Consider the following 21,686-nt stretch of genomic DNA (forward strand, 5'->3'; position numbering starts at 1 on the left):
GCAATGCAGAGTCTCGACGTCGAGGGGCTGCATTGCCCTAGGGGAATGCCGTCACAGGAGGTCGCGCAGGCCCGGGTCGGCGAGGTCGAGCGCGGCGCGCAGGGCGTCCGCTGCCGTCCGGGCGTCCCGCACGGCGACGGCGATCCGCTGGCAGTCCGGGCGGGAGTGCAGCGAGAGGGCGAGCCGGACCATCGGCACCCTGGAGGGGGCCATCGACAGGCTCGAGGCGCCGAGGCCGACGAGGACCAGGGCGAGCAGCGGGTCGCCCGCCGCCTCGCCGCACACACCGATCGGGGTCCCGGTCGCCGCTCCCCCGTCGCACGCGGCGGCGATGACGTCGAGGACGGCCGGCTGCCAGGGGTCGAGCAGGTCGGACAGCTCACCCTGCATCCGGTCCGCCGCGAGGGTGTACTGCGACAGGTCGTTGGTCCCGATGCTCGCGAAGTCCAGGTCGGCCAGGACGTGCCGCGAGCGAAGGGCGGCGGCCGGCACCTCGATCATCACGCCGACCGTGGGCAGCCCGTGCTCGCGCACCCGCCGGGCGAACCAGTCCGCCTCCTCGGCGGTGGCGACCATCGGGGCCATGACCCGCACGTCGGCTCCGGTGTCCGCGGCGGCCACGGCGAGCGCCGCGAGCTGGGTGTCGAGCAGCTCGGGTCGGGCGGCGGACAGCCGCAGGCCGCGACGGCCGAGGGCCGGGTTCTCCTCGGGACCGAGGTCGGCGAAGGACAACGGCTTGTCGGCGCCGGCGTCGAGGGTGCGCACGACGACGCGCCGGTCCCCGAAGGGGGCCAGGACCCGGCGGTAGATCTCCGCCTGCTCCTCGACGGTCGGGGCGGTCGTGGCGGAGAGGAAGACGAACTCGGTCCGGAAGAGCCCGACCCCCTCGACGTCCTGGGCCGCAGCGGACTCCGCGTCCTCGACGTCACCGATGTTGGCCAGCAGCGGCACGGGGTGCCCGTCGCGCGTGCGCCCGGGACCGATGGCGCCGACCAGGGCCGCGGCGCGACGCTCCCGGCGTGCGGTGAGGTCGGCGACGAACTCCTCGCTGGGGTCGAGCGTCACGGTGCCGAGGTCCCCGTCGACGGCGACCGGCGTGCCGGCGACCAGCTCGAGCGCCCGGTCGCACTGCACGACGGCGGGGATGCCGCGCTGCGCGGCGAGGATGGCGGTGTGGCTCGTGCGGCCACCACCGCTGGTGACGATGGCCAGGACGAGGGCGCGGTCGAGGACGGCGGTCTCCGCCGGCGCGAGGTCCTCGGCGACGACGATGCTCGGCTCGGCGAGGTCCGGGACGCCGGGAGCTGGCACCCCGAGGACCGCCGCGACCGCCCGCGCGCCGACGTCCCTGAGGTCGGCGACGCGCTCGGCGAAGTACCCGCCGAGGGCCTCGAACTGCACGACGAACTCGTCCACGGCCGACTCGATCGCGGTGGCCGGCCCCTCCCCGGCGTCGAGGTGCGCACCCGCCGCCTTGAGCAGGCTCTTGTCCCGGGCGATGAGCGCGGTGGCCGACAGGATCTCGGCAGCGGTGTCCTCGACCCGGCCGGCGCGGTCCTCGAGGTCCCGGGCGACCGACTCGAAGGCCGCGGCGACCGCCCCCTTCGCCTGCTCCGGGTCGGTGGCGGCCGGCTCACCCTCGGGCGCGCGGACGGGCGGGGCGACGAGCACCACCGGGCCGTACGCGCTGCCCGGGGAGACGCCGATGCCGCGGCGCGTGCTGTCCTCGACGGCCATCGGGCTCACTCCTTGGCGTCGAGGTCGGTCTCGAGGAGCTCGACGAGACCGTCGAGGACCTCCTCGGCGCCGTCCCCGTCGGCGGAGATCTCGACCCGCTCGCCGTGCTTGGCCCCGAGAGCCATGACGCCGAGGATGCTCGTCGCGTCGACGGGCGCCTCGCCGAGGCGGGCGATCTGCACGTCGAGACCGGACTCGCTGGCCTGCTTGACGAACAGCGCGGCGGGCCGGGCGTGGAGACCGACGGAGGAGGCGATGGTGGTGGTGCGACGGGCCATGGGGTTCTCCTGGTGGTGTGGTGGTGGTCGGCGGTCAGCCGGCCCGCTGGCGCGGGCAGGCTCCCACCTTGTCAGGCGGCGACGCGCTGTGGCTGCGTGTCGACCGCCGTCGTGCGGGCCCCGAGGGACTTGAGGACGACGACGATCAGGGCCATCACGAGCACGCCGATCACGAGCGCGACGACGAACATGAGGAAGTTGCCCATGAGTGGCAGGACCCAGATGCCGCCGTGGGGTGCGCGCAGGGTGACCCCGGCGGCCAGGGCGATGCCCCCGGTGAGGGCCGATCCGACGACGGAGCCGGCGATGACCCGGACCGGGTCGGCGGCGGCGAAGGGGATGGCCCCCTCCGAGATGAACGACGCGCCGAGCAGCCAGGCCGCGCGGCCGTTCTCCCGCTCGGGCTCGGTGAAGAGCCGCGGCCGCACGGTGGTGGCGAGCGCCATGGCGAGGGGGGCGACCATGCCGGCCGCCATGACCGCGGCCATGATCTTCAGCTGGATGGCGTCGGTCGCCGCGCCCGCCGTGGCCAGGCCGGTCGTGGCGAAGGCGTAGGCCACCTTGTTGACCGGGCCGCCGAGGTCGAAGCCCATCATCGCGCCAAGGATCAGACCCAGGACGAGCGAGCTGCCTCCGCCCATGCCCTCGAGCGCCGCCGTGAGGTTGTCCATGAGCCAGGTGATCGGCCGGCCGAGGACGGTGATGAAGAGGCCGGCGGTGATGAAGGTCGACAGCAGCGGGATGACGACGACGGGCATGATGCCGCGCACGCCGGCGGGCACGGTCCAGCCGGCCAGCCACCGGGCGACGAAGCCCGCGAGGAAGCCCGTGGCCAGGCCGCCGAGGAAGCCGGCCCCCATCGTCGCCGCGATCCAGCCGCCGACGATGCCGGGGACGAGGCCGGGACGATCGGCGATGGCGTAGGCGATGTAGCCCGAGAGGATCGGCACGAGGAACCCGAAGGCGGCGCCGCCCATGACGAAGAGGAGCGCGGCCCACGAGGTGAGGCTCACCGGGTCGAAGCTGTTGGTGATGTTGTACTTCCCCTCCGCGTCGAGGGCGTACTTGGTGATCTCGATGGCGCCCTGCTCGCCGAGGGCGACCTGGGCGAGCATGAAGGAGAGCGCGATGAGGATCCCGCCCGCGGCGACGAAGGGGATCATGTAGCTCACGCCCGTCATGAGCCACTGGCGCACCCTGGTGGCCGTCGACACCTCGTCCTGCGCCCCGGCCGAGTCGTCGGCCTCCGTGCGCGCGGCCCGGGCCGCGGCCCGCTCGGGGTCGGCAGCCCACTCGCGGGCCAGCGTCGTGGCGCGCCGGACGAGCTCGGGTGCGTCGGAGACGGCCTTCTTCACGCCCACGTCGACCGTGGGCTTGCCCGCGAACCGGTCCTTGTCCCGGACCTCGAGGTCGTGGGCGAAGATCACCGCGTCAGCGCTCTGGATCTCCTTGCGCGACAACGGCTTCGAGCCCGCAGAGCCCTGCGTCTCGACGGAGATCGTGTGCCCGGCCTCGGTGGCGGCGAGCTCGAGGGCCTCGGCGGCCATGTAGGTGTGGGCGATGCCGGTCGGGCAGGAGGTGACCGCGACGAGGTGGAGGGGCGCGTCCGACGGCGCTGCCGCGGGAGCCTCGGCCGGCACTGCTGCCGGCGCTGCGGCGGCGGCGGGCTCGTCGAGGGCCACCCGCGCGTTGACGATGTCGACGACCTCGGCCTCCGTCGTGGCCGCCTCGAGGGCCGCGCGGAAGCTCGTGTCCATGAGGGCCCGGGCGAGCTTGGGCAGGACCTGCATGTGCGCCTCGCCCCCGCCCTCGGGAGCGGCGATGAGGAAGACGAGGGTGGCGGGGCCGTCCGCCGCCCCCCAGTCGATCCCCTCGCGCGATCGACCGAAGACGAGCGACGGCTCGGTGATCGCCGCGCTGCGGGCGTGGGGGATCCCGATGCCTCCGGGGAGACCGGTGGCCATGACCTCCTCACGGGCGCGCACGTCCTCGAGGAAGGCCTCGAGGTCCGTCGCGCGACCGGCGGTCACGAGGGTCTCGGCGAGCGTCCGGGTGGCCGCGTGCCGATCCGGGGCGACCAGGTCGAGCACGACCTGGGACTGGGTGATGAGCGCCATCTCGGGGTTCCTTTCGGGCAGCTCAGTCGCGGACGGCGAGGGAGCGGTCGGGGGTGGAGGTCAGCTCGACGGCGATGCCGACGAGGTCGTCGGGGCCGGGGACGCGGCTGCCGGGCAGGGTGACGGCCGCGGCGCCCCAGAGCACGCCCGTGCGCAGGGCGGCCTCGGGCGTGGTGCCGCTCGACAGGTCGTGCACGAGGCCGGCGAGCATGCAGTCGCCGGCACCGACGGTGGACCGGGGGGTGCCGATCGTGGCCCGGGCGTGGGTGGCTCCCGAGGCGTCGACGAGGACCGCGCCGTCGCGACCGAGGCTCACGGCGACCGTGCCGATGCCCTGCGCGACGAGGTCGCGGGCCGCGTCGATGACGTCGCCGAGCGTGGGGAGCTCGGCACCGACGAGCTCTTCGAGCTCGACGCGGTTGGGCTTGACGAGGTCCGGGCGCTCGGCGACCGCAGGACGAAGGGGGTCGCCCGAGGAGTCGACGGCGACGCGGGCCCCTGCCGCACGGGCAGAACGCACGAGCCGGGCGTGCAGGTCGACGGGCGCACCGGGTGGCAGGGAGCCGCACGTCACGACCCAGACCGGCTCGTCGGGGACGGAGCGGACGCAGTCGGCGACGGTCTGCAGGAGGCGGTCGACCTCCGACGCGTCGAGGGTCGGGCCGGGCTCGTTGAGCTTGGTCGTCGTGCCGTCGGGCTCGACGGCGGTGATGTTGAGCCGGACGGAGCCGCGGATCGGGACCCCCCGGCGGGCGACTCCCGCGTCGTCGAGCAGCTCAGCCATCAGGTGCCCCTCGGGGCCCCCAACGGGCAGGACGGCGAGTGTCGCCGCGCCCTGGGCGGTGAGGGCCCGCGAGACGTTGACCCCCTTGCCGCCGGGGTCGATCCGGCTCGAGGTCGCGCGGTTGACCGCACCCCGGTGCAGGTCGTCGAAGGCCACGGTGCGGTCGACGCTCGGGTTGGGCGTGAGCGTGATGATCATGCGAGCACCACGGCCATGCCCTCGGCGCCGAGCGCGTCGGCGGTGTCGGTGTCGAGGTCCTCGTCGGTGATGAGCAGGTCGATCGACCCACCGTCGGCGAAGCGGTGGAAGTGGTCGTCCCCGGACTTGGTCGAGTCCGCGAGGACGACGGTCCGGCGCGCGGCGGAGACCATGGCCCGCTTGGCCACGGCCTCGGCCTGGTCCGGGGTCGTCATGCCGCGCGTCGGGGAGAAGCCGTTGGTGCCGAGGAAGGCGACGTCGACGCAGACGTCGGCGAGGGCGGAGGTGACCCAGGCCCCCACGCAGGCGCCGGTCCGGCCGCGGACGCGACCCCCGAGGACGTAGAGGCCCGTGTGGGTGTGGCCCTGCAGGATCACCGCGGTGTCGATGGAGTTGGTGACGACCGTGAGCCCCTCGCGGTCCGGGAGGAGCTCGGCGAGCGCCCGCGTCGTCGAGCCGCCGTCGAGGAGGATCGCGCCCTCGGTGGGCAGCTCGTCCAGGGCCCGGGCGGCGATGCGCCGCTTGGTCTGCGCGTTCTGCGTCGCGCGGGTCGCGAGGGGCGGCTCGACCTCGAGCCGCTCGACCGGGAGCGCCCCGCCGTGGACCCGGCGCACGGACCCCCGGCGCTCGAGGGCGGTGAGGTCACGCCGGACGGTCTCCGTCGTCACCCCCAGGTCCGAGGACAGGGCGAGGACCTCGACCCGCCCGTGGGCGCGAGCCATCTCGAGGATGCGCTGCTGCCGCTCGGGTGCGTACATCGCGGTGGACTCCCTCGTCCTCCATGGGCGTCACGGGCGCCCGTACCAGTGGTGACGAAGCACCACGATAGGACCCGAACCAACAGAAGTAAAGAGAAACCAACCTGTATTTGTGTTGGGAGTTCCGAGCGGCAGGACCTGCCCGCGCCGCCTAGCCCGGCACGGCGTAGAGCAGGTCGCCGGCGCCGACACGTTCCGGCACGCCTGACAGGTCGAGCGAGTCGGGGGCGGCGTCGAGGACGATGACCGGGACCTCGCGCGAGATCGGCCGCCCCGCGACCTCGTTCGGCAGCGACGACGGGTCCCAGGTGATCATCGGGTCACCGGCGGCGACCGTCGCGCCCTGCTCGACGAGCACCTCGAAGCCCTCGCCCTGGAGCCCCACGGTGTTGATCCCGAGGTGCACGAGCACGCCGGTGCCCTCGCCGACGACGACGAAGGCGTGCGGGTGCACCTTCATCACCGCCCCGCCGATCGGGGCGAGCACGCTCGTCCGGCCGTCGGGTGGGTCGATGACGACCCCGGGGCCGACGAGCTGGGCGGCGAAGACGTCGTCGACGCTCTCGGTCACGGGCCGCACGGCGCCGGCGCAGGGGGCGAGGACCTCACTCACATCAGGTCCTCGATGTCCTCGGCCAGGGTGTCGGCCTCGGGGCCGACGACGACCTGGACGACCGTGCCCTGGGCCATGACGCCGTGCGCACCGGCCGCCTTGAGCGCGGCCTGGTCGACCTTGGAGCCGTCGCGGACCTCGGTGCGCAGCCGCGTGATGCACGGCTCGATCTCGACGACGTTGTCGGCGCCGCCGAGGCCGGCGAGGATCTGCTCCGCCTTGGTTGCCATGGTGTGTCCTCTCGTTGGGTGGTGCGTCAGGTGTCGGTGCGGGTGACCTTGGCCAGGCCGCGAGGGCTGTCGGGGTCGAGGCCGAGCGCTCGGGCGAGCCGCTCGACGAGCTGCTGGGCCGGCGCGATGAGCCCGAGCGGAGCCACCGCCTCCGGCAGGTCGGGCCCGGCGACGTGGACGTCGCAGGCCCGCGCGAAGGGGGTGTCCCCGCCGATGCCGACGACCTGCGCGCCCCTGCGGCGCAGGTCGTCGGCGAGCTCGGTGACCGGTCCGGTCATCGGGCCGTCCTGGGCGGCGACGAGCACCGCGACGACACCGGGGTCGACGACGGAGATCGGCCCGTGTCGCAGGTCGGCGTACGAGTAGCCGCGCACGGGCACGAGGCAGGTCTCCTCGATCTTCAGCGCGGTCTCCAGCGCGGTGCCGAGGCACATCCCGCGGCCCGAGACGACGACGTGCTCGGCGCCGTGCAGCAGCTCCACGGCGGGGTCGAGCCGGCCCGGGTCGGCGAGCGCCGCCTCGACCTCGTCGGCGACCCGGGCGAGCGGCTCCTCGACCCGCGCGCCGAGGGCGTCACCGAGGACGGCCGTCGCGGCGAGCTGGGTGAGGTAGGTCTTCGTGGCGGGCACCGCCCGCTCCGGCCCGGCCCGGGTGACGAAGGGGAGGTCCGCCCCCTTCGCCAGCGGGGAGCCCTCGACATTGGTCACGGCCACGGTCGCGGCACCGCAGGCCCGGGCCCACGCGAGCGTGTCGACGATCTCCGTGGTCGCGCCGGACTGCGAGATCGCGACGGCCAGCGTGTCGGTGAGGTCGAGGCGGGCGCGGTAGTGGGTCGCGATGCTCGGGGCGGCGAGGCCCGTCGGGACGCCCGCGCGGGCCTCGAGGAGGTAGCGGGCGTAGACGGCGGCGTTGTCGCTCGAGCCGCGGGCGACGAGCAGGACGCGGCGACGACCCCGGGCCAGGGCGCGCACGTCGGCGCGCAGGGGCAGCAGGGCGGCGAGGGTGCGACGGACCGCATCGGGCTGCTGCGCGATCTCGTCGGCCATGACGCTCACGTGCTTGACACCTCCCACCTCGACGTGGATCCTCACTGGTACGTACCAGACCGTACCAATGAGGGTGAGGATCCGGAAGTGTCCCGGGACAGGCTGATCGGCTCTCGGCCGAAGCACGCGCAGCTGCGCGCCCGCCTCGCCGAGCTCGCGAATGCCCTCGGGCCCGACGCGGCCATCCCCTCCGAGCGCGAGCTCATGACGACCCACGACGTCTCGCGGGCCACGGTGCGCAAGGCGATCGAGTCGCTCATCGCCGACGGCCTGCTGAGCCGCGTGCACGGCAAGGGCACCTTCGTCACCCGACCGCGGCTCGAGAGCCAGCTGCACCTGGCGAGCTTCAGCCAGGACATGCGCCGGCGCGGGCTCGAGCCCTCGACCCGGCTGCTCGCCGTCGAGCGGGCGGCTCCCCCGGGCGAGGTCGCCGCATGGCTCGGCGAGGACAGCTCGTGGCGGCTGGAGCGCCTGCGGCTGGCCGACGGCCAGCCGATCGCCCTCGAGGAGAGCTGGTACTCCGCCACGCTTCTGCCCGACCTCGATGCCCACGACCTGGGCGACTCGATCTACGCCCTCCTTTCCGACGAGTACGGCGTCGCCATCGACGCCGCCGAGCAGACCCTGTGGGGCGAGAGCGCCGAGGGCACCGTCGCCCGGCTGCTCGCGAGCCCGGCGCACACGCCGCTGCTCGTCTTCCGTCGCCTCTCCTCGAGTCTCGGCCGCCCGGTCGAGCACGTCGTCTCCCGCTACCGCGGGGACCGCTACCAGCTGCACATGTCGTTGCGCCGGGACGACACCCCACCCCCGGCACCTGAAGGAAGGGATTGACTCGTGACCACTGCAGACGGGCCCATCGACGTGCCCGGCGACCGCCCGGAACGCAAGAAGCTCAACCTCGCCCCGCTCCAGAAGTTCGGGCGCAGCCTCATGCTGCCCATCGCGGCCCTGCCCGCAGCGGCGCTCCTGCTGCGCCTCGGCCAGCCCGACCTCCTCGGCGCCGACGGCCTCGGGTGGACGCGCGTCGCGCCGGTCATCGGCGCCGCGGGCGGCGCGCTCTTCGACAACCTGCCCATCCTCTTCGCCGTCGGCATCGCCATCGGCATGGCGAGAAAGTCGGACGGCTCGACGGCCCTCGCGGCCGTCGTCGGCTACCTCGTCTTCAAGGGCGTGGGCGACGCGATGTCCCCCTTCGTCCTCGGCGCTGCCCCCGAGGGCGAGGAGCAGGAGCTGATCAACTACGGCGTCTTCGGCGGCATCATCATGGGCCTCGTCGCGGCGTGGCTCTGGCAGCGCTACCACCGGATCAAGCTGCCGGCATACCTCGCCTTCTTCGGCGGCCGCCGCTTCGTCCCGATCGCGACCGCCACCGCGGCCATCGTCATCTCCGTGCTCGTCAGCCTCGTCTACACGTGGTTCGACGCCGGCATCACCAACCTCGGTGAGTGGGTCGCCGACAACGAGGTGCTCGGCGGTTTCGTCTACGGCACGGTCAACCGGCTGCTCATCCCGACCGGGCTGCACCACATCCTCAACAACCCGCCGTGGTTCCTCATCGGCGAGTACACGCCCGCGGGCGGCCAGCCGGTCACCGGTGACATCGCCCGCTTCCTCAACGGCGACCCGACGGCGGGCGCCTTCATGACCGGCTTCTTCCCGATCATGATGTTCGCCCTGCCGGCCGCCGCCCTGGCGATCTACCACGAGGCCAAGCCGGCGCAGCGCAAGGTCGTCGGCGGCATCATGGGTTCGGCCGCGCTCACCGCCTTCCTCACCGGCGTCACGGAGCCGCTCGAGTTCGCCTTCATGTTCGTCGCGTGGCCGCTCTACGTCATCCACGCGCTCCTCACCGGCAGCTCGCTGGCCCTGGTCAACGCCCTCGGGATCAAGGACGGGTTCGGCTTCTCCGCCGGCCTCTTCGACTACGTCCTCAACTTCAACATCGCCACCAAGCCCCTGCTGCTCGTCGTCATCGGGCTCGGCTACGCGCTCGTGTACTACGTGCTCTTCCGCTTCGTCATCCGCCGGTGGAACCTGCGCACCCCCGGCCGCGAGGAGGAGGGCGAGGAGTCGCTCGTCACGGCGGACGACAGCGCGTGATCCTCGCCGCCGACCGCGTCCTCGCCCCGGGGCGCACGCTCGCCCCGGGGTGGGTGCGCGTCGCCGGTGACCGCATCGTCGGGACCGGCGAAGGGGGTCCCCCCTCACCTGCCGAGGTGGTCCTGCCGGGCACCCTCGCGCCGGGTTTCGTCGACACCCACTGCCACGGGGGCGGCGGCGCGTCCTTCACCGTCGGTGACGCCGACGAGGCGGCGACCGTGGCGGCGGCGCACCTGCGTCACGGCACGACGAGCCTCGTCGCGAGCCTCGTGACCGACGAGGTCGACGCCCTCGACCGGTCGATGCGGGGGCTGCGCGACCTCGTCACCGACGGGCTGCTCGCCGGGCTGCACCTCGAGGGCCCGTGGCTCGCGCGCGACTTCTGCGGCGCCCACGAGCCGGCGCTGCTGCGTCCCCCTTCGCCGGAGGACGTGGAGCAGCTGCTGGCCGCCGGGGGCGAGGCGCTGCGGATGGTGACGCTCGCACCGGAGCTCGACGGGGGCCTCGACGCGGTGCGCCGGGTCGTCGGTGCGGGTGCGGTGGCGGCGGTGGGGCACACGGACGCCACCTGGGAGCAGACGCGCGCGGCGATCGACGCCGGCGCGAGCACCGCGACCCACCTGTACAACCAGGTCCGCGGCCTCCACCACCGCCGGCCCGGACCGATCGCGGCACTCCTGCAGGACGAGCGGGTGTCGGTCGAGCTGATCTCCGACGGCGTGCACGTCCACCCGGCGATGCTCCGCCTCGCGCTCGGCGCGGCGCCCGGCCGGATCGTGCTCGTCACCGACGCGATGGGCGCGGCCGCCGCGGCCGACGGCGACTACCACCTCGGCCCGATCCACGTGCAGGTGCGCGACGGGGTGGCCCGCACACCGAGCGGCGCGATCGCCGGCTCGACGCTGACCATGGCCGCTGCCGTGCGGCACTCCGTCGCGAGCGGGTTCACGCTCGAGCAGGCGGTGGACGCGGCGACCCGGGCACCGGCGGCCGCCCTCGGCCTGGGCGACGTCGGTCGCATCGAGGCCGGCGCCCGCGCCGACCTCGTCGTGCTCGACGAGACCCTCGAGGTGACCGCGGTGATGCGCTCGGGGTCGTGGACGACGGGGCCCTGACGACCTCCCGTGGTCTCGGTCCACGCCTTCTCCACGCACTGCCCGGGCCGCGCGGGCCACGGCGCACTCGACGTGGCCCGACGGATCAGCCCTCGAGCTCCTCGTCGATCGCCTCGCCCGTGACGTCGTGGGCGCGGACGCTCGCGAGGTGGGCGCCGCCGAGCGGGTCGGCGTGCCAGCGCACGAGGTCCCAGCCGTCACCGGGGTGGCCCTCGAGCAGGACCATGCCGGTGTTGTTGATCCACAGCCCCTCGACGTGCTCCGCGTCGAGTCCGGCCGCGAGGGTCGCGTAGACGCGGATCGCCGCGCCGTGGCTGAAGAGCGCGACCGTGTCGTCGCGCCCGTGGGCCTGGGCGATGCCGCGCACGGCCCCGTCGTACCGGGCCATGAAGTCGTGCCCGGTCGCGCCGCCCGGCAGGACGTGGTCGAGGTCGCGGTGCAACCACGCGGCCACTCCCCCGAGGTAGGCCTCGACGGCCGATCGGTCCGACCGCATCTCGTACTCGCCGGCGGCGATCTCCTGGAGCCCCTCGCGCACGTGCACGTCGATGCCGCGCTCCGCGCCGAGCGGGGACCCGGTGAGCTGGGTGCGCACGAGCGGCGAGGCGTAGACCGCGCTCACGTCCTCGTCCGCGAGCGCCGCGGGCACGGCCGCGGACTGGGCTTGACCGAGCTCGGTCAGACCCGCACCGGGGGAGGCGGTGTCGAGCGCACCGGTCACGTTGTTGGGGGTCTGGCCGTGACGGATGAGGAGGAGTCGCACGCCAGCAGGCTACGTGGCCGCCACGGCCGCCAGCAGCGCGGTCAGCGGCGCCGGCGCTCGGTCGAGGTCCAGCGCCTGGACGCACAACCGCGCGTACCTCGCCTTGCGACCCGACTGCGACGTGAGGAAGCGCCGCAGCACCTGCTCGCGCGTCCAGTCGCGCTGCGCCGGCATCCCCGCCAGCAGGCGAAGGGAGGTGGAGTCACCCGCCGCGTCGATGACGGCCTCCACGCCGTCCGGACCGAGGGAGCGCAGCAGCTCGTCCTCGAGGTCGACGACGCAGGCGTGGAAGTCCCGTCGTGCAGGACCGCCCTCGTCGGGCGCGACGGGGATCCCGGCTGCGGCCAGCCCCCTTCGCACGTGGCGTTCCTCGCCGATGTCGTAGAGGCCGAGCAAGCGACGGCCCTCGCCGAGCGGTCCGAGGCGCAGGGCGTGCGCGCGGAGGTTGGTGATGCCACCCAACGCCACGATCTCGACGCCCGCGAGATCCTGCCGCGTGCGAGCCGCCAGGGCGCACAGGGCGATCAGGTCGCTCTCACCCTCGACGAGGACGACCGGCCGCGGGTCCACTTCAGCGCACTCCGACGACCCACACGTACTGGCGGGCGGCGCGGCTGCGACGACGCTCGGTCCGCTTGCTGAGGACCGCGTAGCCGTCGGGAGAGGTCTGGACTCCGGGGGCCATCCCGTCACCTGCCGCGACCGTCGTCGCCGTCCGCGCGTCCACGACCCGCTGGCTCGAGCTGAGCTTGTCGCCGAACACCACCTCGCGCGTGCGGTAGAACACGACGAGTCGCCCGCGCGGCTCGTTGGTCGCGATGCGCATGCCGTCGGGCACCTCGACCGAGCCGACGCCCGCGCCGGACAACGCGTCCGTGATCGTCACCCGGTCACCGTCGCGCCGCAGCAGGTAGCGGTCGTGCACGACGCTCCGGCCGTCGGGCACCTCCTGGCTCTCGCCGACGGGCGGGGCCTCCACCGTGACGAACCCGGACCCGTCGAAGAGCCGGACCGAGTCGCCGCACCTCACCAGTGGCGTCGCGTCGGCCGACAACCGCCCGCCGGGGTCACCGGGGGTGTCGAGACGCGCGCCCGGGCAGCTGACCCGTGCGACCTCCCGGCCGGAGCGGAGCGAGGTCGCCGTCACCTCGTCGCCCGAGCGGTGCACCGCGATGTCCTCGCGCACCACGACGCGGCCGCGAGGCGAGTCCTGCCAGGTCCGGGCGATCCTGCCGGTGTCGAGGTCGAGGGCCTCGGTCCGGTCCGTGCGCGGCGTGAGCAGCACGTAGCGCTGCTCCGGCAGAGCGGTGGGGTAGAATGCGGCCAGGTCGGCGTCGCACGCCACCCCCGGGTCGTGGCTCCACGTGACCGCGCCGTCGTCGAGCGCGACCCCGGAGACGACCAGCTGACCGTCCTCCCCGTCCTCGTCCAGCCTGGGTGCGCCGTCCGGGGACAAGCAGGACACGACCGCCACGTGCTCCTCGGAGAGCCCGATGACCTCGGCCGACTCCCCCGCCCGCAGGGTCTTGTCACCGTGCGCGACGAGCAGGTCCGCAGCCAGCGCCTGCACCCGCGTGCCGTCACCGGAGATCGTGACGTCCCCGCCGAGCGCGCTGACCGACCTCCCGTCGGAGGTCAGCGCCTCGGGCCGCCCCGAGCCCTCCAGCTGCCACGCCCCGCCCTCCTGCGCGTGCTCGACGAGGTATCCGCCCTCGTCGTCGGAGTGGACGAACCAGCCCCCGGGCCCCAGCTGCACCGAGTAGGTGTCGTCGCCCTGGTAGTAGACCCGGCCGTCGACGGCGCCGCCCCCACGGCTCGTGAAGAACCACAACCCCGCCCCGGCGAGCAGTGCTCCGACCACGACGACGGCGACGAGCCTGGTGAGGTCGGTCGCCTTGCTCGGTGTGCGGGTCATGACGCCTCCCGCGCGCCCGCGACCCAGGCGCGGGGCGCTCCGTCCTCCGCGGCGTCCTCGTCCAGAGAGACGAGGACCTCCCCGGACGGGGCCAGGTCGGTCCCCGTGCGCATCCCCGGCCCGGCGGCGAGCACGAGCTCGCCGGTCGTCGCGTCGAAGACCCGGTAGTCACCGGTCACGCGCTCCCCGCCGGCGTCGATGCGGACGAACCCGATGAGCCGACCGACCGGCCCGAACTGCCCGACCTCGTAGCCCTCCGGGACGTCCAGGGTGCCGATGGTCTCGTCGGTGAGCCCGTCGGAGAGCTGCACGCCGTCGCCCGTGCGCCGCAGGACGGTCCGGCCCACCGCGACCGGCTCGGAGCCCAGCTCGCCGTCGACCCCGGTGACGGGGGCGGCCCCGCTGTCGACGACCTCGCCCTCGTCGACCAGGCGGACGCCGTCCCGGCAGGCGACGAAGGGGGTGACCTCCGGCGCGAGCTGCCGGCTGATGTGCTGCGGGTCGCCCGCACTCGCCCCGTCGCACTCGACCCGCGCCACGACCTCCTCCGTCGGCAGCGAGCGGTAGGCGACCGCATCCGCGCCGGCCGGCTCGAGGACGTGGTCCCCGTGGACGGTCACGTCGGACCTGCGGACGCCGGTCCAGCGACGCTCCACCCGGCCGGTGTCGAGGTCGACCGCGTGGCGGGCGTCGTCAGCGGTCTCGACGAGCAGGTACTCCTGCTCCGGCAGCGTGTCCGGGTAGTACGAGGGCGTCACCTGCGGCCCGCACGCCACCCCCGTGTCGTGCGTCCACGCGACCGAGGCGTCCTCGAGGTCGATGCCCGCGACGACCTGTGTGCCGCCCTCGACCTCGGCGACCAGGCGGGCCGGTGCGGGCGCGAGGCAGGTGAGGACGGCGACGTGATCGGCACTCACCCCGACCGGGACGACGTCCTCGCCGGGCCACAGGTCCGCGTCGCCGAAGGCCTCGACGATGTCCTGCGCCCGGGTCGTCAACCGCGACCCGTCACGCTGGAGGACGACCTGCCCCTCGACGTCCTGGACGATGACCCCCTTCGGCGTGATCTCGCGCTGCGAGGACATGTCACCGACGGTCCAGCTCTCGTCCGTGCGCACGTTGGTGGCGGCGTACCCGTCGCCGTCCGCCGGGTGGGTCACCCACCCGTCCGGGCCGAGCTGGACCGCGATGTCCTCGCTGCTCCACAGCACCCGGCCACCCACCTGCGGATCCTCGCCGCCGAACGCCGGGAGGTCGTCCCAGAAGTAGATGGCGGCCGGGACGAGCGAGAGCGCGAGCACCCCGAGGAAGATCCACGGGACGCGCCGCCGGGGACCGCTCTCCTGCACTGGGCTGGTGTGGGGCGAGGTCGTCACGGGGAGATTGTCGCCGACCCGGCCCGGCCGCGTCGCGCGGGATAGCCTGCGGCCCATGGGGACCGACACGCAGCACCCGCCGCGCCTCGATGCCGACCGGCTGCGGCGGGTCGTGCTGGTCGTCGCCGGGCTGAACTTCGCCTACTTCTTCGTCGAGTTCTCCGTGGCCCTCGTCGCGGGCTCGGTGTCGCTCCTCGCCGACAGCGTCGACTTCCTCGAGGACACGTCGATCAACCTGCTGATCTTCGTCGCACTCGGCTGGCCGCTCGCACGACGGGCGCTCATGGGCAAGGGCATGGCCCTGGTCATCCTCGGTCCCGCCGCCGTCGCCGGCTGGGAGGCCATCCGGCGCTTCTCCGACCCCGTGGCCCCTGAGGTCCTGCCGGTCGTCCTCGCCTCGCTCGGCGCCATCGTCATCAACGGAACGAGCGGCTGGCTGCTCGCGGGCGTGCGGCACGCGGGCGGCTCGCTCAGCCGCGCGGCCTTCCTCTCGGCGCGCAACGACGTGCTCGTCAACGTAGCCGTCATCGGGATGGCCGTCATCACGCTGTGGACCTCGTCGGGCTGGCCGGACCTCGTCCTCGGCTGCGGGATCATCGCCATCGCGCTGCACGCCGCGTGGGAGGTCTGGGAGGTGAGCGAGGAGGAGCGCCTCGCCGCCAAGGCCCTCGCGGGCGAGGAGATCGACTGAAGCTCCCCGGGTAGGAGTCGAACCTACGTCGCTAGTCCTGATTCAAAGTCAGGCGGGCCCTGCCGGCAGACCAACCGGGGAACGCCGCCGGAGCGGCACCGGTCAGGGTAGTCGACCCACCCCCTTCGCCCGTCACCGACAATGGACGCATGAGCCAGCGAGACGACCAGACACCGACACCCCGGCGTCCGCGGATGACCGGTGCCGCGCGTCGCGAGCAGCTCGTGAGCGTCGGTCGTGGCCTCTTCGCGGCGAAGGGGGTCGACGGCACCTCGGTCGAGGAGATCGCCGCGACCGCCCGGGTCTCCAAGCCGGCGGTGTACGAGCACTTCGGCGGCAAGGAGGGCCTGTACGCGGTCGTCGTCGACCGCGAGCTGCGCACGCTCACGGACCGCATCACCACCTCCCTCACCCGGGGCGGGTCGGACCGGGAGACCATCGAGCGGGCCGCGCTCGCCCTCTTCGACTACATCGAGGGGTCGTCGGACGGGTTCCGGATCCTCGTGCGCGATGTCGCCGGCGGGGCCCCGACCGGCACCTACTCGTCGCTCATGTCCGACGTGGCCGCCCAGGTCTCCTACCTGCTCTCCGACGCCTTCGAGCAGCGGGGGTTCGACACCCAGGCCGCCCCGATGTACGCGCAGATGCTCGTCGGCATGGTCTCGCTCACCGGCCAGTCGTGGCTCGAGACCCGCTCACCCGCCAAGGAGGTCGTCGCTGCGCACGTCGTCAACCTCGCTTGGAACGGCCTGACCGGCCTGCGCTCGGCGCCGGCCGGCCTGGGCGCGTCCGGCGCCTGATCAGGCCTTGCGGCCCACCGCGAAGACCCGACGGAAGGTCAGCAGCACCCCCGCCGGGGTGCGGGGGTAGGCGGCGGCGACCTTGTCGGCGTAGGCCGCGATGAACTCCTCGCGCTCGCTCTCGTCCTCGAGCACCTCCAGCATCGGGCGCAGCCCGGTGCCCGAGACCCAGTCGAGCACCGGGTTCTCGCTCTCGCCCGCGGGGTCGAGCACGTGCGTGTACGTGGTCTCCCAGGCGTCGACGGCGAGGCCGTGGGCGCTGAGGATCTGCAGGTAGGTCGACGGGTCCCCGGCGCCGTAGCGCTTGCTCGCGGCCTCGAGCTCGCCCGCACGGGGGTGGTCGACTGCGGTCTCGCGCATGAGTGCGTGCGTCGGTGCGTCGAAGTTGCCCGGGACCTGCAGCGCGAACCACCCGCCGGGCGCCAGCGCCTCGACCCAGTGCTCGATGAGCGGCAGGTGGCGCGGGACCCACTGCAGGGCAGCGTTGCTCACGATGACGTCGGGCGCGGCGCCGAGACTCTCGATGTCCCACTCGGCCAGGTCGGCCTCGACCCACTCGACCCGCCCGTCGGTGTCGAGGGCACGGGCCGCGTCGAGCATCTCCACGCTGCTGTCGACACCCACGACCCGCGCACCGGGCCACCGGTCGGCCAGCGAGAGCGTCAGGGGTCCGTTGCCGCAGCCGAGGTCGACGACGAGGGCGGGGTCGACCGCGTCGACGCGCCCCACGAGGTCGAAGAACGGTCGCGCCCTCTCGTTCGAGAACTGTCCGTACCTGCTCGGGTCCCACGCCACCGTCATGCTGTCTCCTTCGAGTCGGTGCCCCGAGCCTACTGGCAGGTCACCACACTCTCTTGACGTCGAGATTCACGATGACGGCTATTCTCGACGGATGAGCAGCCGACACGACCCCGCCGACGACGTCGACGCCATCGTCGAGGCCTGGCGTCGCGAGCGCCCCGACCTCCACGTCGACCCCCTCCACGTCTTCTCCCGCGTCTCCCGGCTGGCCCGCCTGCTCGACCTCGACCGCATGCAGGCCTTCGCCCGGCACGAGCTCGAGGGCTGGGAGTTCGACGTCCTCTCTGCGCTGCGCCGCGCCGGCGAGCCCTACCAGCTCTCCCCCGGGCGGCTCGTGCAGGAGACCCTCGTGACCTCGGGGACGATGACCAACCGCATCGACCGCCTGACGGTCAAGGGATGGGTCGAGCGCCTCCCCTCGCCGACCGACCGCCGCGGCGTCATCGTCCGCCTGACCGAGGCGGGGCAGCGGGCGGTGGACGCCGCGATGGCCGACCTGCTGACCCGCGAGGCCGAGCTGCTCGACGACATGCCCGAGGACGAGCGCCGGGCCCTGGCCAACGCGCTGCGGCGCCTGCTCACACCCTTCGAGGCGTAGCTCAGCCGAAGAGCTCGGCGGCCTCGAGCCACTCGAGCTCCAGCAGCTCCTTCTCCTCCGCGAGCTCCCCGAGCTGCGCGTTGAGCTCGCCGAGCCGCGCGTGGTCGTGCACCGCGTCGGCCATCTCGTGGTGCAGCCTGTCCTCGCGTGCCGCGACCTTGGCCAGCTGCTTCTCGACCCGTGCCATGGCCTTGCGCGCCTCGCGCTGGGCGGCCGGGTCGACCGCCGACTCCTCCGAGGAGGACGAAGGGGGCGCCCCTCCCCCCTTCGTCGTGGCCGCCGGCGGCGCACCGGACATCGCCGCGGGGCCGCCCGTGGAGCGCTGCGCCTGGCGCAGCCGCAGGTACTCGTCGACGCCGCCCGGGACATGCCGCAGGCGCCCGTCGAGGATCGCGTACTGCTGGTCGGTGATCCGCTCGAGGAGGTACCGGTCGTGGGAGATGACGATGAGCGTGCCCGGCCAGGAGTCGAGCAGGTCCTCCATCGCCGCGAGCATGTCGGAGTCGACGTCGTTGGTCGGCTCGTCGAGGGCGATGACGTTGGGCTCGCTGAGCAGGAGCAGGAGCAGCTGCAGGCGCCTCTTCTGACCGCCCGAGAGGTCGTCCACGCGCGCCGACAGGTGCTCCCGGGCGAAGCCCAGCCGCTCGAGCAGCTGCGCGGGCGTGTGGTCCTTGCCGTCGATGGTGAAGGTCGTCTTCGTCCGGGCGAGCACCTCGCGGACGCGGTCCCCGCCGATCTCGGCGAGCTGGGAGAACTGCTGGTCGAGGAACCCGAGCCGGACGGTCTTGCCGCGCTTGACCCGACCCGAGGTCGGCGCGAGGTCACCGGACACGAGCGCGAGCAGCGTGGACTTGCCGACGCCGTTCGCGCCGAGGATCCCGGTGCGCTCACCCGGCGCGATGCGCCAGGTGATGTCGCGCAGGATCGTGCGGTCACCGAAGGCGACGCCGGCGTCCTCGAGGTCGATGACGTCCTTGCCGAGGCGGGCGACGGCCATGCGCTGCAGCTCGATCGGGTTGCGCACCGGGGGCACGTCCGCGATGAGCTCGTTGGCGGCGTCGATGCGGAACTTCGGCTTGGAGGTGCGGGCCGGGGCGCCGCGGCGCAGCCAGGCGAGCTCCTTGCGCATGAGGTTCTGCCGCTTCTGCTCGGTCGCGGCGTTGATCCGGTCGCGCTCGACGCGCTGCAGGACGTAGGCGGCGTAACCGCCCTCGAAGGGCTCGACGATCCCGTCGTGCACCTCCCACGTCTCGGTGCACACCTCGTCGAGGAACCACCGGTCGTGGGTGATGACGAGGAGGCCACCGGCCCCCTTCGCCCAGCGGCGGGTGAGGTGGTCCGCGAGCCAGGCGATGCCCTCGACGTCGAGGTGGTTGGTCGGCTCGTCGAGCGCGATGAGGTCCCACTCGCCCACGAGGAGGGCGGCGAGCGCGACCCGGCGGCGCTGCCCACCGGAGAGCTCGCCGACGCGGGCCTCCCACGGCACGTCCGAGACCAGCCCGGCGATGACGTCGCGGACGGCGGGGTCGCCGGCCCACTCGTGCTCGGGTCGGTCGCCGACGATGCAGTGCCCCACGCTCGACGCGGGGTCGAGGTCGTCGGTCTGGCCCAGGACGCCGAACCGCACACCGCCGCGCCGCGTCACGCGTCCCGACTGCGGCTCGATCGTGCCGGCGAGCAGGCCCAGCAGGCTGGACTTGCCGTCACCGTTGCGGCCGACGAGGCCGATGCGGTCGCCCTCCTCGATGCCGATGCTCACCGAGTCGAAGACGACGCGCGTGGGGTACTCGAGGTGGAGCGCCTCCGCGCCCAGGAGCGGTGTGGCCATCAGCGCGTGCGCACCGTCGGCAGGATGTGGGCACCCTGGACCGGGCCGGTGGCGCGCAGGACGTCGCCGGCGACGCCGGAGGCGGTGAGCGCCACGGCGAGGTCGATCGCGCCCTCGGCGGACTCGGCGAGGATCGCGACGGTCGGGCCCGAGCCCGAGACGATCGCGGCCAGCGCGCCGAAGCCCATGGCGGCCTCGATGACCTCGCCGATCGCCGGCTGCAGCGCCACCGCGTCGGGCTGCAGGTCGTTGTCGAGGACCGGTGCGAGCGCGAGCGGGTCACCCGCGCGCAGCGCGCTCATCAGCTCGCTGCGCGGCTGCGGGTCGTGGATCTCGGTGCCCGCGGTGCGCTGGTCGAAGGCGGAGTAGACGAGCGGGGTCGACAGGCCGTTCGCGGCGGAGGGCACGAAGACCCAGTGGTAGACCCCCTTCGCCAGGACGGCCGTGACGACCTCGCCGCGGCCGGAGCCGACGGCGGTGCCGCCGTGGAGGAGGAAGGGGACGTCGCTCCCGATGCCGGCGGCGACCTCCTCGAGCTCCTCCCTGGGCAGGTCCGTGCCCCAGAGCGCGTCGCACGCGACGAGCGCGGCCGCGGCGTCGGCCGAGCCGCCGGCCATGCCGCCGGCGACGGGGATCTCCTTGTGGATCGACAGGTGCACGGGGTCCTGGGTGCCGGTGTGCTCGGCGAGGGCACGGGCCGCGCGCAGCGCGAGGTTGGACTCGTCGGTCGGCACCTTGTCCGCGTCGCGGCCGCGGACCGAGCAGCCCCACTCGTCCGCGTACGCAGCAGTGACCTCGTCGTGGACGCCCACCGCCTGGTAGACGGTCGAGAGCGCGTGGTACCCGTCCTCGCGCAGCGGTCCGACGAAGAGCTCGAGGTTGACCTTGGCCGGCGCGCGCACCGTGACGGCGGCGGGCGTCTCGAGCACTGAGGTCATGTGGTCACCCTAGCCATGAGTTCCTCGGTGATCCGCGCGAAGGCGACGACGTCCAGCTGCTCGCCCCGGGTCCGCGGGTCCACCCCTGCCGCGAGGAGAGCCTCCTGCGCGACCTCGCCCGACCCGGCGATGCCCCGCAGGGCCGCCCGCAGGGTCTTGCGACGCTGGGCGAAGGCGGCGTCGACGACCCGGAAGACCTGCTCCCGGGTCGCGCTCGTCTCCGGTGGCTCGCGCCGCTCGAGCCGCACGAGGCCGGAGTCGACGTTCGGGACCGGCCAGAAGATGCTCCGGGAGACGCGGCCGGCGAGGCTGACCTGAGTCCACCACGCGGCCTTGACGCTCGGCACGCCGTAGACCTTGCTGCCCGGCTCGGCGGCGAGGCGCTCGGCGACCTCGAGCTGGACCATGACGAGCACCCGCTCGATGCTCGGGAAGAGCTCGAGGAAGCGCAGCACGACCGGCACGGAGACGTTGTAGGGCAGGTTGGCGACGAGTGCGGTGGGGGGCGGGCCCGGCAGGTCGGTGACCGTCATCGCGTCACCGTGGACGACCTCGAGGCGGTCGGCCGCGGCGGGTGCGAGCTCGGCGACGGTGCCCGGCAGGGCCTGCGCGAGCACCGGGTCGACCTCCACCGCAGTGACGCGCCCGGCGGACTCGAGCAGGGCGAGGGTCAGCGACCCGAGGCCGGGGCCGATCTCCACGACGTGGTCCTGCGCCGTCACGTCACCGGCACGCACGATGCGCCGCACCGTGTTGGCGTCGACGACGAAGTTCTGGCCCCACTGCTTCGTCGGGCGCACCCCGAGGCGGTCGGCGAGCTCGCGCACCTTGGTGGCGCCGAGCAGGCCGACGCCGCTCCCGTCGCTGCGGGCACCGGCTGGGTCGGACGTCATGAGGGGACTCTATGTCGTCCCGGACGGGACCGGGACACGCTCGGGCCCCCGCGACCCGGAGGTCACGGGGGCCCGTGAGGAGGTCGCGCAGCGACCGTCCCGGAGGG

The 21,686-nt window shown here is 73.7% G+C and carries 22 protein-coding genes and 1 tRNA gene; 6 read left to right on the forward strand and 17 right to left on the reverse strand.

The features are described 5' to 3' along the window. Positions 1 to 51: 51 nt before the first annotated feature. From ptsP to V3C34_RS16000, 8 genes are all read right to left on the reverse strand, one after another. A complete protein-coding gene (gene ptsP / locus V3C34_RS15965; protein WP_068321593.1) occupies positions 52 to 1,737 on the reverse strand; it encodes a phosphoenolpyruvate--protein phosphotransferase in 1,686 nt (561 codons plus the stop codon). 5 nt (positions 1,738 to 1,742) lie between these two features. Then, on the reverse strand, positions 1,743 to 2,015 hold the full coding sequence (locus tag V3C34_RS15970; RefSeq protein WP_068321589.1) for an HPr family phosphocarrier protein: 273 nt from the start codon (positions 2,013 to 2,015) through the stop codon (positions 1,743 to 1,745). A 71-nt stretch (positions 2,016 to 2,086) separates the two neighbouring features. Continuing rightward, a complete protein-coding gene (locus V3C34_RS15975) occupies positions 2,087 to 4,132 on the reverse strand; it encodes a PTS fructose transporter subunit IIABC (RefSeq protein WP_068423715.1) in 2,046 nt (681 codons plus the stop codon). A 22-nt stretch (positions 4,133 to 4,154) separates the two neighbouring features. Next, positions 4,155 to 5,114 carry a 1-phosphofructokinase gene (pfkB, locus tag V3C34_RS15980; RefSeq protein ID WP_068423713.1) on the reverse strand — a complete coding sequence of 320 codons (960 nt, stop codon included), beginning with the start codon at positions 5,112 to 5,114 and terminating at the stop codon, positions 4,155 to 4,157. Continuing rightward, positions 5,111 to 5,872: a DeoR/GlpR family DNA-binding transcription regulator gene (locus tag V3C34_RS15985; RefSeq protein ID WP_346007629.1), complete on the reverse strand. Its 762-nt coding sequence runs from the start codon at positions 5,870 to 5,872 to the stop codon at positions 5,111 to 5,113. Before V3C34_RS15985 ends, pfkB begins: the two co-directional genes overlap by 4 nt. A 151-nt stretch (positions 5,873 to 6,023) precedes the next feature. Then, a complete protein-coding gene (locus V3C34_RS15990; RefSeq protein WP_068321573.1) occupies positions 6,024 to 6,485 on the reverse strand; it encodes a PTS sugar transporter subunit IIA in 462 nt (153 codons plus the stop codon). After that, positions 6,482 to 6,745 (reverse strand): glucose PTS transporter subunit EIIB, encoded by a 264-nt coding sequence (locus V3C34_RS15995; protein WP_255218231.1) that lies wholly within the window; start codon positions 6,743 to 6,745, stop codon positions 6,482 to 6,484. Before V3C34_RS15995 ends, V3C34_RS15990 begins: the two co-directional genes overlap by 4 nt. Then, positions 6,742 to 7,761 carry an SIS domain-containing protein gene (locus tag V3C34_RS16000; RefSeq protein WP_338539303.1) on the reverse strand — a complete coding sequence of 340 codons (1,020 nt, stop codon included), beginning with the start codon at positions 7,759 to 7,761 and terminating at the stop codon, positions 6,742 to 6,744. Before V3C34_RS16000 ends, V3C34_RS15995 begins: the two co-directional genes overlap by 4 nt. Before the next feature lie 87 nt (positions 7,762 to 7,848). Here V3C34_RS16000 and V3C34_RS16005 point away from each other — a divergent pair, with 87 nt between their 5' ends. The 3 genes from V3C34_RS16005 to nagA are packed head-to-tail and all read left to right on the forward strand — an operon-like array spanning position 7,849 to position 10,976. Beyond that, a complete protein-coding gene (locus tag V3C34_RS16005; RefSeq protein ID WP_068321567.1) occupies positions 7,849 to 8,592 on the forward strand; it encodes a GntR family transcriptional regulator in 744 nt (247 codons plus the stop codon). 3 nt (positions 8,593 to 8,595) lie between these two features. After that, entirely contained in the window at positions 8,596 to 9,861 is a 1,266-nt protein-coding gene (locus V3C34_RS16010; RefSeq protein WP_082817141.1) for a PTS transporter subunit EIIC, read from the forward strand. Next, on the forward strand, positions 9,858 to 10,976 hold the full coding sequence (nagA, locus tag V3C34_RS16015) for an N-acetylglucosamine-6-phosphate deacetylase (RefSeq protein ID WP_346007630.1): 1,119 nt from the start codon (positions 9,858 to 9,860) through the stop codon (positions 10,974 to 10,976). The genes V3C34_RS16010 and nagA overlap by 4 nt, the downstream gene beginning before the upstream one ends. Positions 10,977 to 11,061: 85 nt before the next feature. Here the strand turns inward: nagA and V3C34_RS16020 are convergent, their stop codons facing one another. Genes V3C34_RS16020 through V3C34_RS16035 form a run of 4 tightly spaced genes read right to left on the reverse strand, consistent with a single transcriptional unit; the run spans position 11,062 to position 15,030 of the window. After that, entirely contained in the window at positions 11,062 to 11,739 is a 678-nt protein-coding gene (locus V3C34_RS16020) for a histidine phosphatase family protein (protein ID WP_346007631.1), read from the reverse strand. Positions 11,740 to 11,748: 9 nt separating this feature from the next. Then, positions 11,749 to 12,309: a TOPRIM nucleotidyl transferase/hydrolase domain-containing protein gene (locus tag V3C34_RS16025; protein WP_346007632.1), complete on the reverse strand. Its 561-nt coding sequence runs from the start codon at positions 12,307 to 12,309 to the stop codon at positions 11,749 to 11,751. A 1-nt stretch (position 12,310) separates the two neighbouring features. Further along, positions 12,311 to 13,654, reverse strand: a complete 1,344-nt coding sequence (locus V3C34_RS16030; RefSeq protein WP_346007633.1) for a hypothetical protein — start codon at positions 13,652 to 13,654, stop codon at positions 12,311 to 12,313. Next, positions 13,651 to 15,030: a hypothetical protein gene (locus V3C34_RS16035; RefSeq protein ID WP_346007634.1), complete on the reverse strand. Its 1,380-nt coding sequence runs from the start codon at positions 15,028 to 15,030 to the stop codon at positions 13,651 to 13,653. The genes V3C34_RS16030 and V3C34_RS16035 overlap by 4 nt, the downstream gene beginning before the upstream one ends. A 55-nt stretch (positions 15,031 to 15,085) precedes the next feature. Here V3C34_RS16035 and V3C34_RS16040 point away from each other — a divergent pair, with 55 nt between their 5' ends. Further along, positions 15,086 to 15,721, forward strand: coding sequence for a cation transporter (locus V3C34_RS16040; RefSeq protein ID WP_346007635.1), 636 nt, complete (start codon positions 15,086 to 15,088; stop codon positions 15,719 to 15,721). A gap of 2 nt (positions 15,722 to 15,723) precedes the next feature. Here the strand turns inward: V3C34_RS16040 and V3C34_RS16045 are convergent. Then, positions 15,724 to 15,802 (reverse strand) — tRNA-Gln (locus tag V3C34_RS16045). Positions 15,803 to 15,870: 68 nt separating this feature from the next. On the opposite strand from V3C34_RS16045, the gene V3C34_RS16050 reads away from it, so the two are divergent. Beyond that, positions 15,871 to 16,521, forward strand: a complete 651-nt coding sequence (locus V3C34_RS16050; protein WP_400293143.1) for a TetR/AcrR family transcriptional regulator — start codon at positions 15,871 to 15,873, stop codon at positions 16,519 to 16,521. Here the strand turns inward: V3C34_RS16050 and V3C34_RS16055 are convergent, their stop codons facing one another. Further along, positions 16,522 to 17,322 carry a methyltransferase domain-containing protein gene (locus V3C34_RS16055; RefSeq protein WP_346007636.1) on the reverse strand — a complete coding sequence of 267 codons (801 nt, stop codon included), beginning with the start codon at positions 17,320 to 17,322 and terminating at the stop codon, positions 16,522 to 16,524. It abuts the gene before it with no gap. A gap of 91 nt (positions 17,323 to 17,413) precedes the next feature. Here V3C34_RS16055 and V3C34_RS16060 point away from each other — a divergent pair, with 91 nt between their 5' ends. Beyond that, on the forward strand, positions 17,414 to 17,920 hold the full coding sequence (locus tag V3C34_RS16060; RefSeq protein ID WP_068321542.1) for a MarR family winged helix-turn-helix transcriptional regulator: 507 nt from the start codon (positions 17,414 to 17,416) through the stop codon (positions 17,918 to 17,920). A 1-nt stretch (position 17,921) separates the two neighbouring features. Here V3C34_RS16060 and V3C34_RS16065 read toward each other — a convergent pair whose 3' ends face one another. The 3 genes from V3C34_RS16065 to rsmA are packed head-to-tail and all read right to left on the reverse strand — an operon-like array spanning position 17,922 to position 21,579. Continuing rightward, positions 17,922 to 19,748 (reverse strand): ABC-F family ATP-binding cassette domain-containing protein, encoded by a 1,827-nt coding sequence (locus V3C34_RS16065; protein ID WP_346007637.1) that lies wholly within the window; start codon positions 19,746 to 19,748, stop codon positions 17,922 to 17,924. After that, a complete protein-coding gene (locus V3C34_RS16070) occupies positions 19,748 to 20,686 on the reverse strand; it encodes a 4-(cytidine 5'-diphospho)-2-C-methyl-D-erythritol kinase (protein ID WP_068321536.1) in 939 nt (312 codons plus the stop codon). Before V3C34_RS16070 ends, V3C34_RS16065 begins: the two co-directional genes overlap by 1 nt. Beyond that, complete coding sequence (rsmA, locus tag V3C34_RS16075; RefSeq protein WP_068423692.1) at positions 20,683 to 21,579, reverse strand: 16S rRNA (adenine(1518)-N(6)/adenine(1519)-N(6))-dimethyltransferase RsmA; 897 nt, start codon at positions 21,577 to 21,579, stop codon at positions 20,683 to 20,685. Before rsmA ends, V3C34_RS16070 begins: the two co-directional genes overlap by 4 nt. Between the last annotated feature and the right edge of the window lie 107 nt (positions 21,580 to 21,686).

The organism is Janibacter terrae (assembly GCF_039636765.1).
In the GTDB taxonomy this organism is placed as follows: Bacteria; Actinomycetota; Actinomycetes; order Actinomycetales; family Dermatophilaceae; genus Janibacter; species Janibacter terrae.

Excerpts from the sequence above, each read along its gene's own strand:
- ptsP (WP_068321593.1), bottom strand. The coding sequence starts at position 1,737 with ATGGCCGTCGAGGACAGCACGCGCCGCGGCATCGGCGTCTCCCCGGGC.
- V3C34_RS15970 (WP_068321589.1), bottom strand. The coding sequence starts at position 2,015 with ATGGCCCGTCGCACCACCACCATCGCCTCCTCCGTCGGTCTCCACGCC.
- V3C34_RS15975 (WP_068423715.1), bottom strand. The coding sequence starts at position 4,132 with ATGGCGCTCATCACCCAGTCCCAGGTCGTGCTCGACCTGGTCGCCCCG.
- pfkB (WP_068423713.1), bottom strand. The coding sequence starts at position 5,114 with ATGATCATCACGCTCACGCCCAACCCGAGCGTCGACCGCACCGTGGCC.
- V3C34_RS15985 (WP_346007629.1), bottom strand. The coding sequence starts at position 5,872 with ATGTACGCACCCGAGCGGCAGCAGCGCATCCTCGAGATGGCTCGCGCC.
- V3C34_RS16000 (WP_338539303.1), bottom strand. The coding sequence starts at position 7,761 with ATGGCCGACGAGATCGCGCAGCAGCCCGATGCGGTCCGTCGCACCCTC.
- V3C34_RS16030 (WP_346007633.1), bottom strand. The coding sequence starts at position 13,654 with ATGACCCGCACACCGAGCAAGGCGACCGACCTCACCAGGCTCGTCGCC.
- V3C34_RS16040 (WP_346007635.1), top strand. The coding sequence starts at position 15,086 with ATGGGGACCGACACGCAGCACCCGCCGCGCCTCGATGCCGACCGGCTG.
- V3C34_RS16050 (WP_400293143.1), top strand. The coding sequence starts at position 15,871 with ATGAGCCAGCGAGACGACCAGACACCGACACCCCGGCGTCCGCGGATG.
- V3C34_RS16055 (WP_346007636.1), bottom strand. The coding sequence starts at position 17,322 with ATGACGGTGGCGTGGGACCCGAGCAGGTACGGACAGTTCTCGAACGAG.
- V3C34_RS16060 (WP_068321542.1), top strand. The coding sequence starts at position 17,414 with ATGAGCAGCCGACACGACCCCGCCGACGACGTCGACGCCATCGTCGAG.
- V3C34_RS16065 (WP_346007637.1), bottom strand. The coding sequence starts at position 19,748 with ATGGCCACACCGCTCCTGGGCGCGGAGGCGCTCCACCTCGAGTACCCC.
- V3C34_RS16070 (WP_068321536.1), bottom strand. The coding sequence starts at position 20,686 with ATGACCTCAGTGCTCGAGACGCCCGCCGCCGTCACGGTGCGCGCGCCG.
- rsmA (WP_068423692.1), bottom strand. The coding sequence starts at position 21,579 with ATGACGTCCGACCCAGCCGGTGCCCGCAGCGACGGGAGCGGCGTCGGC.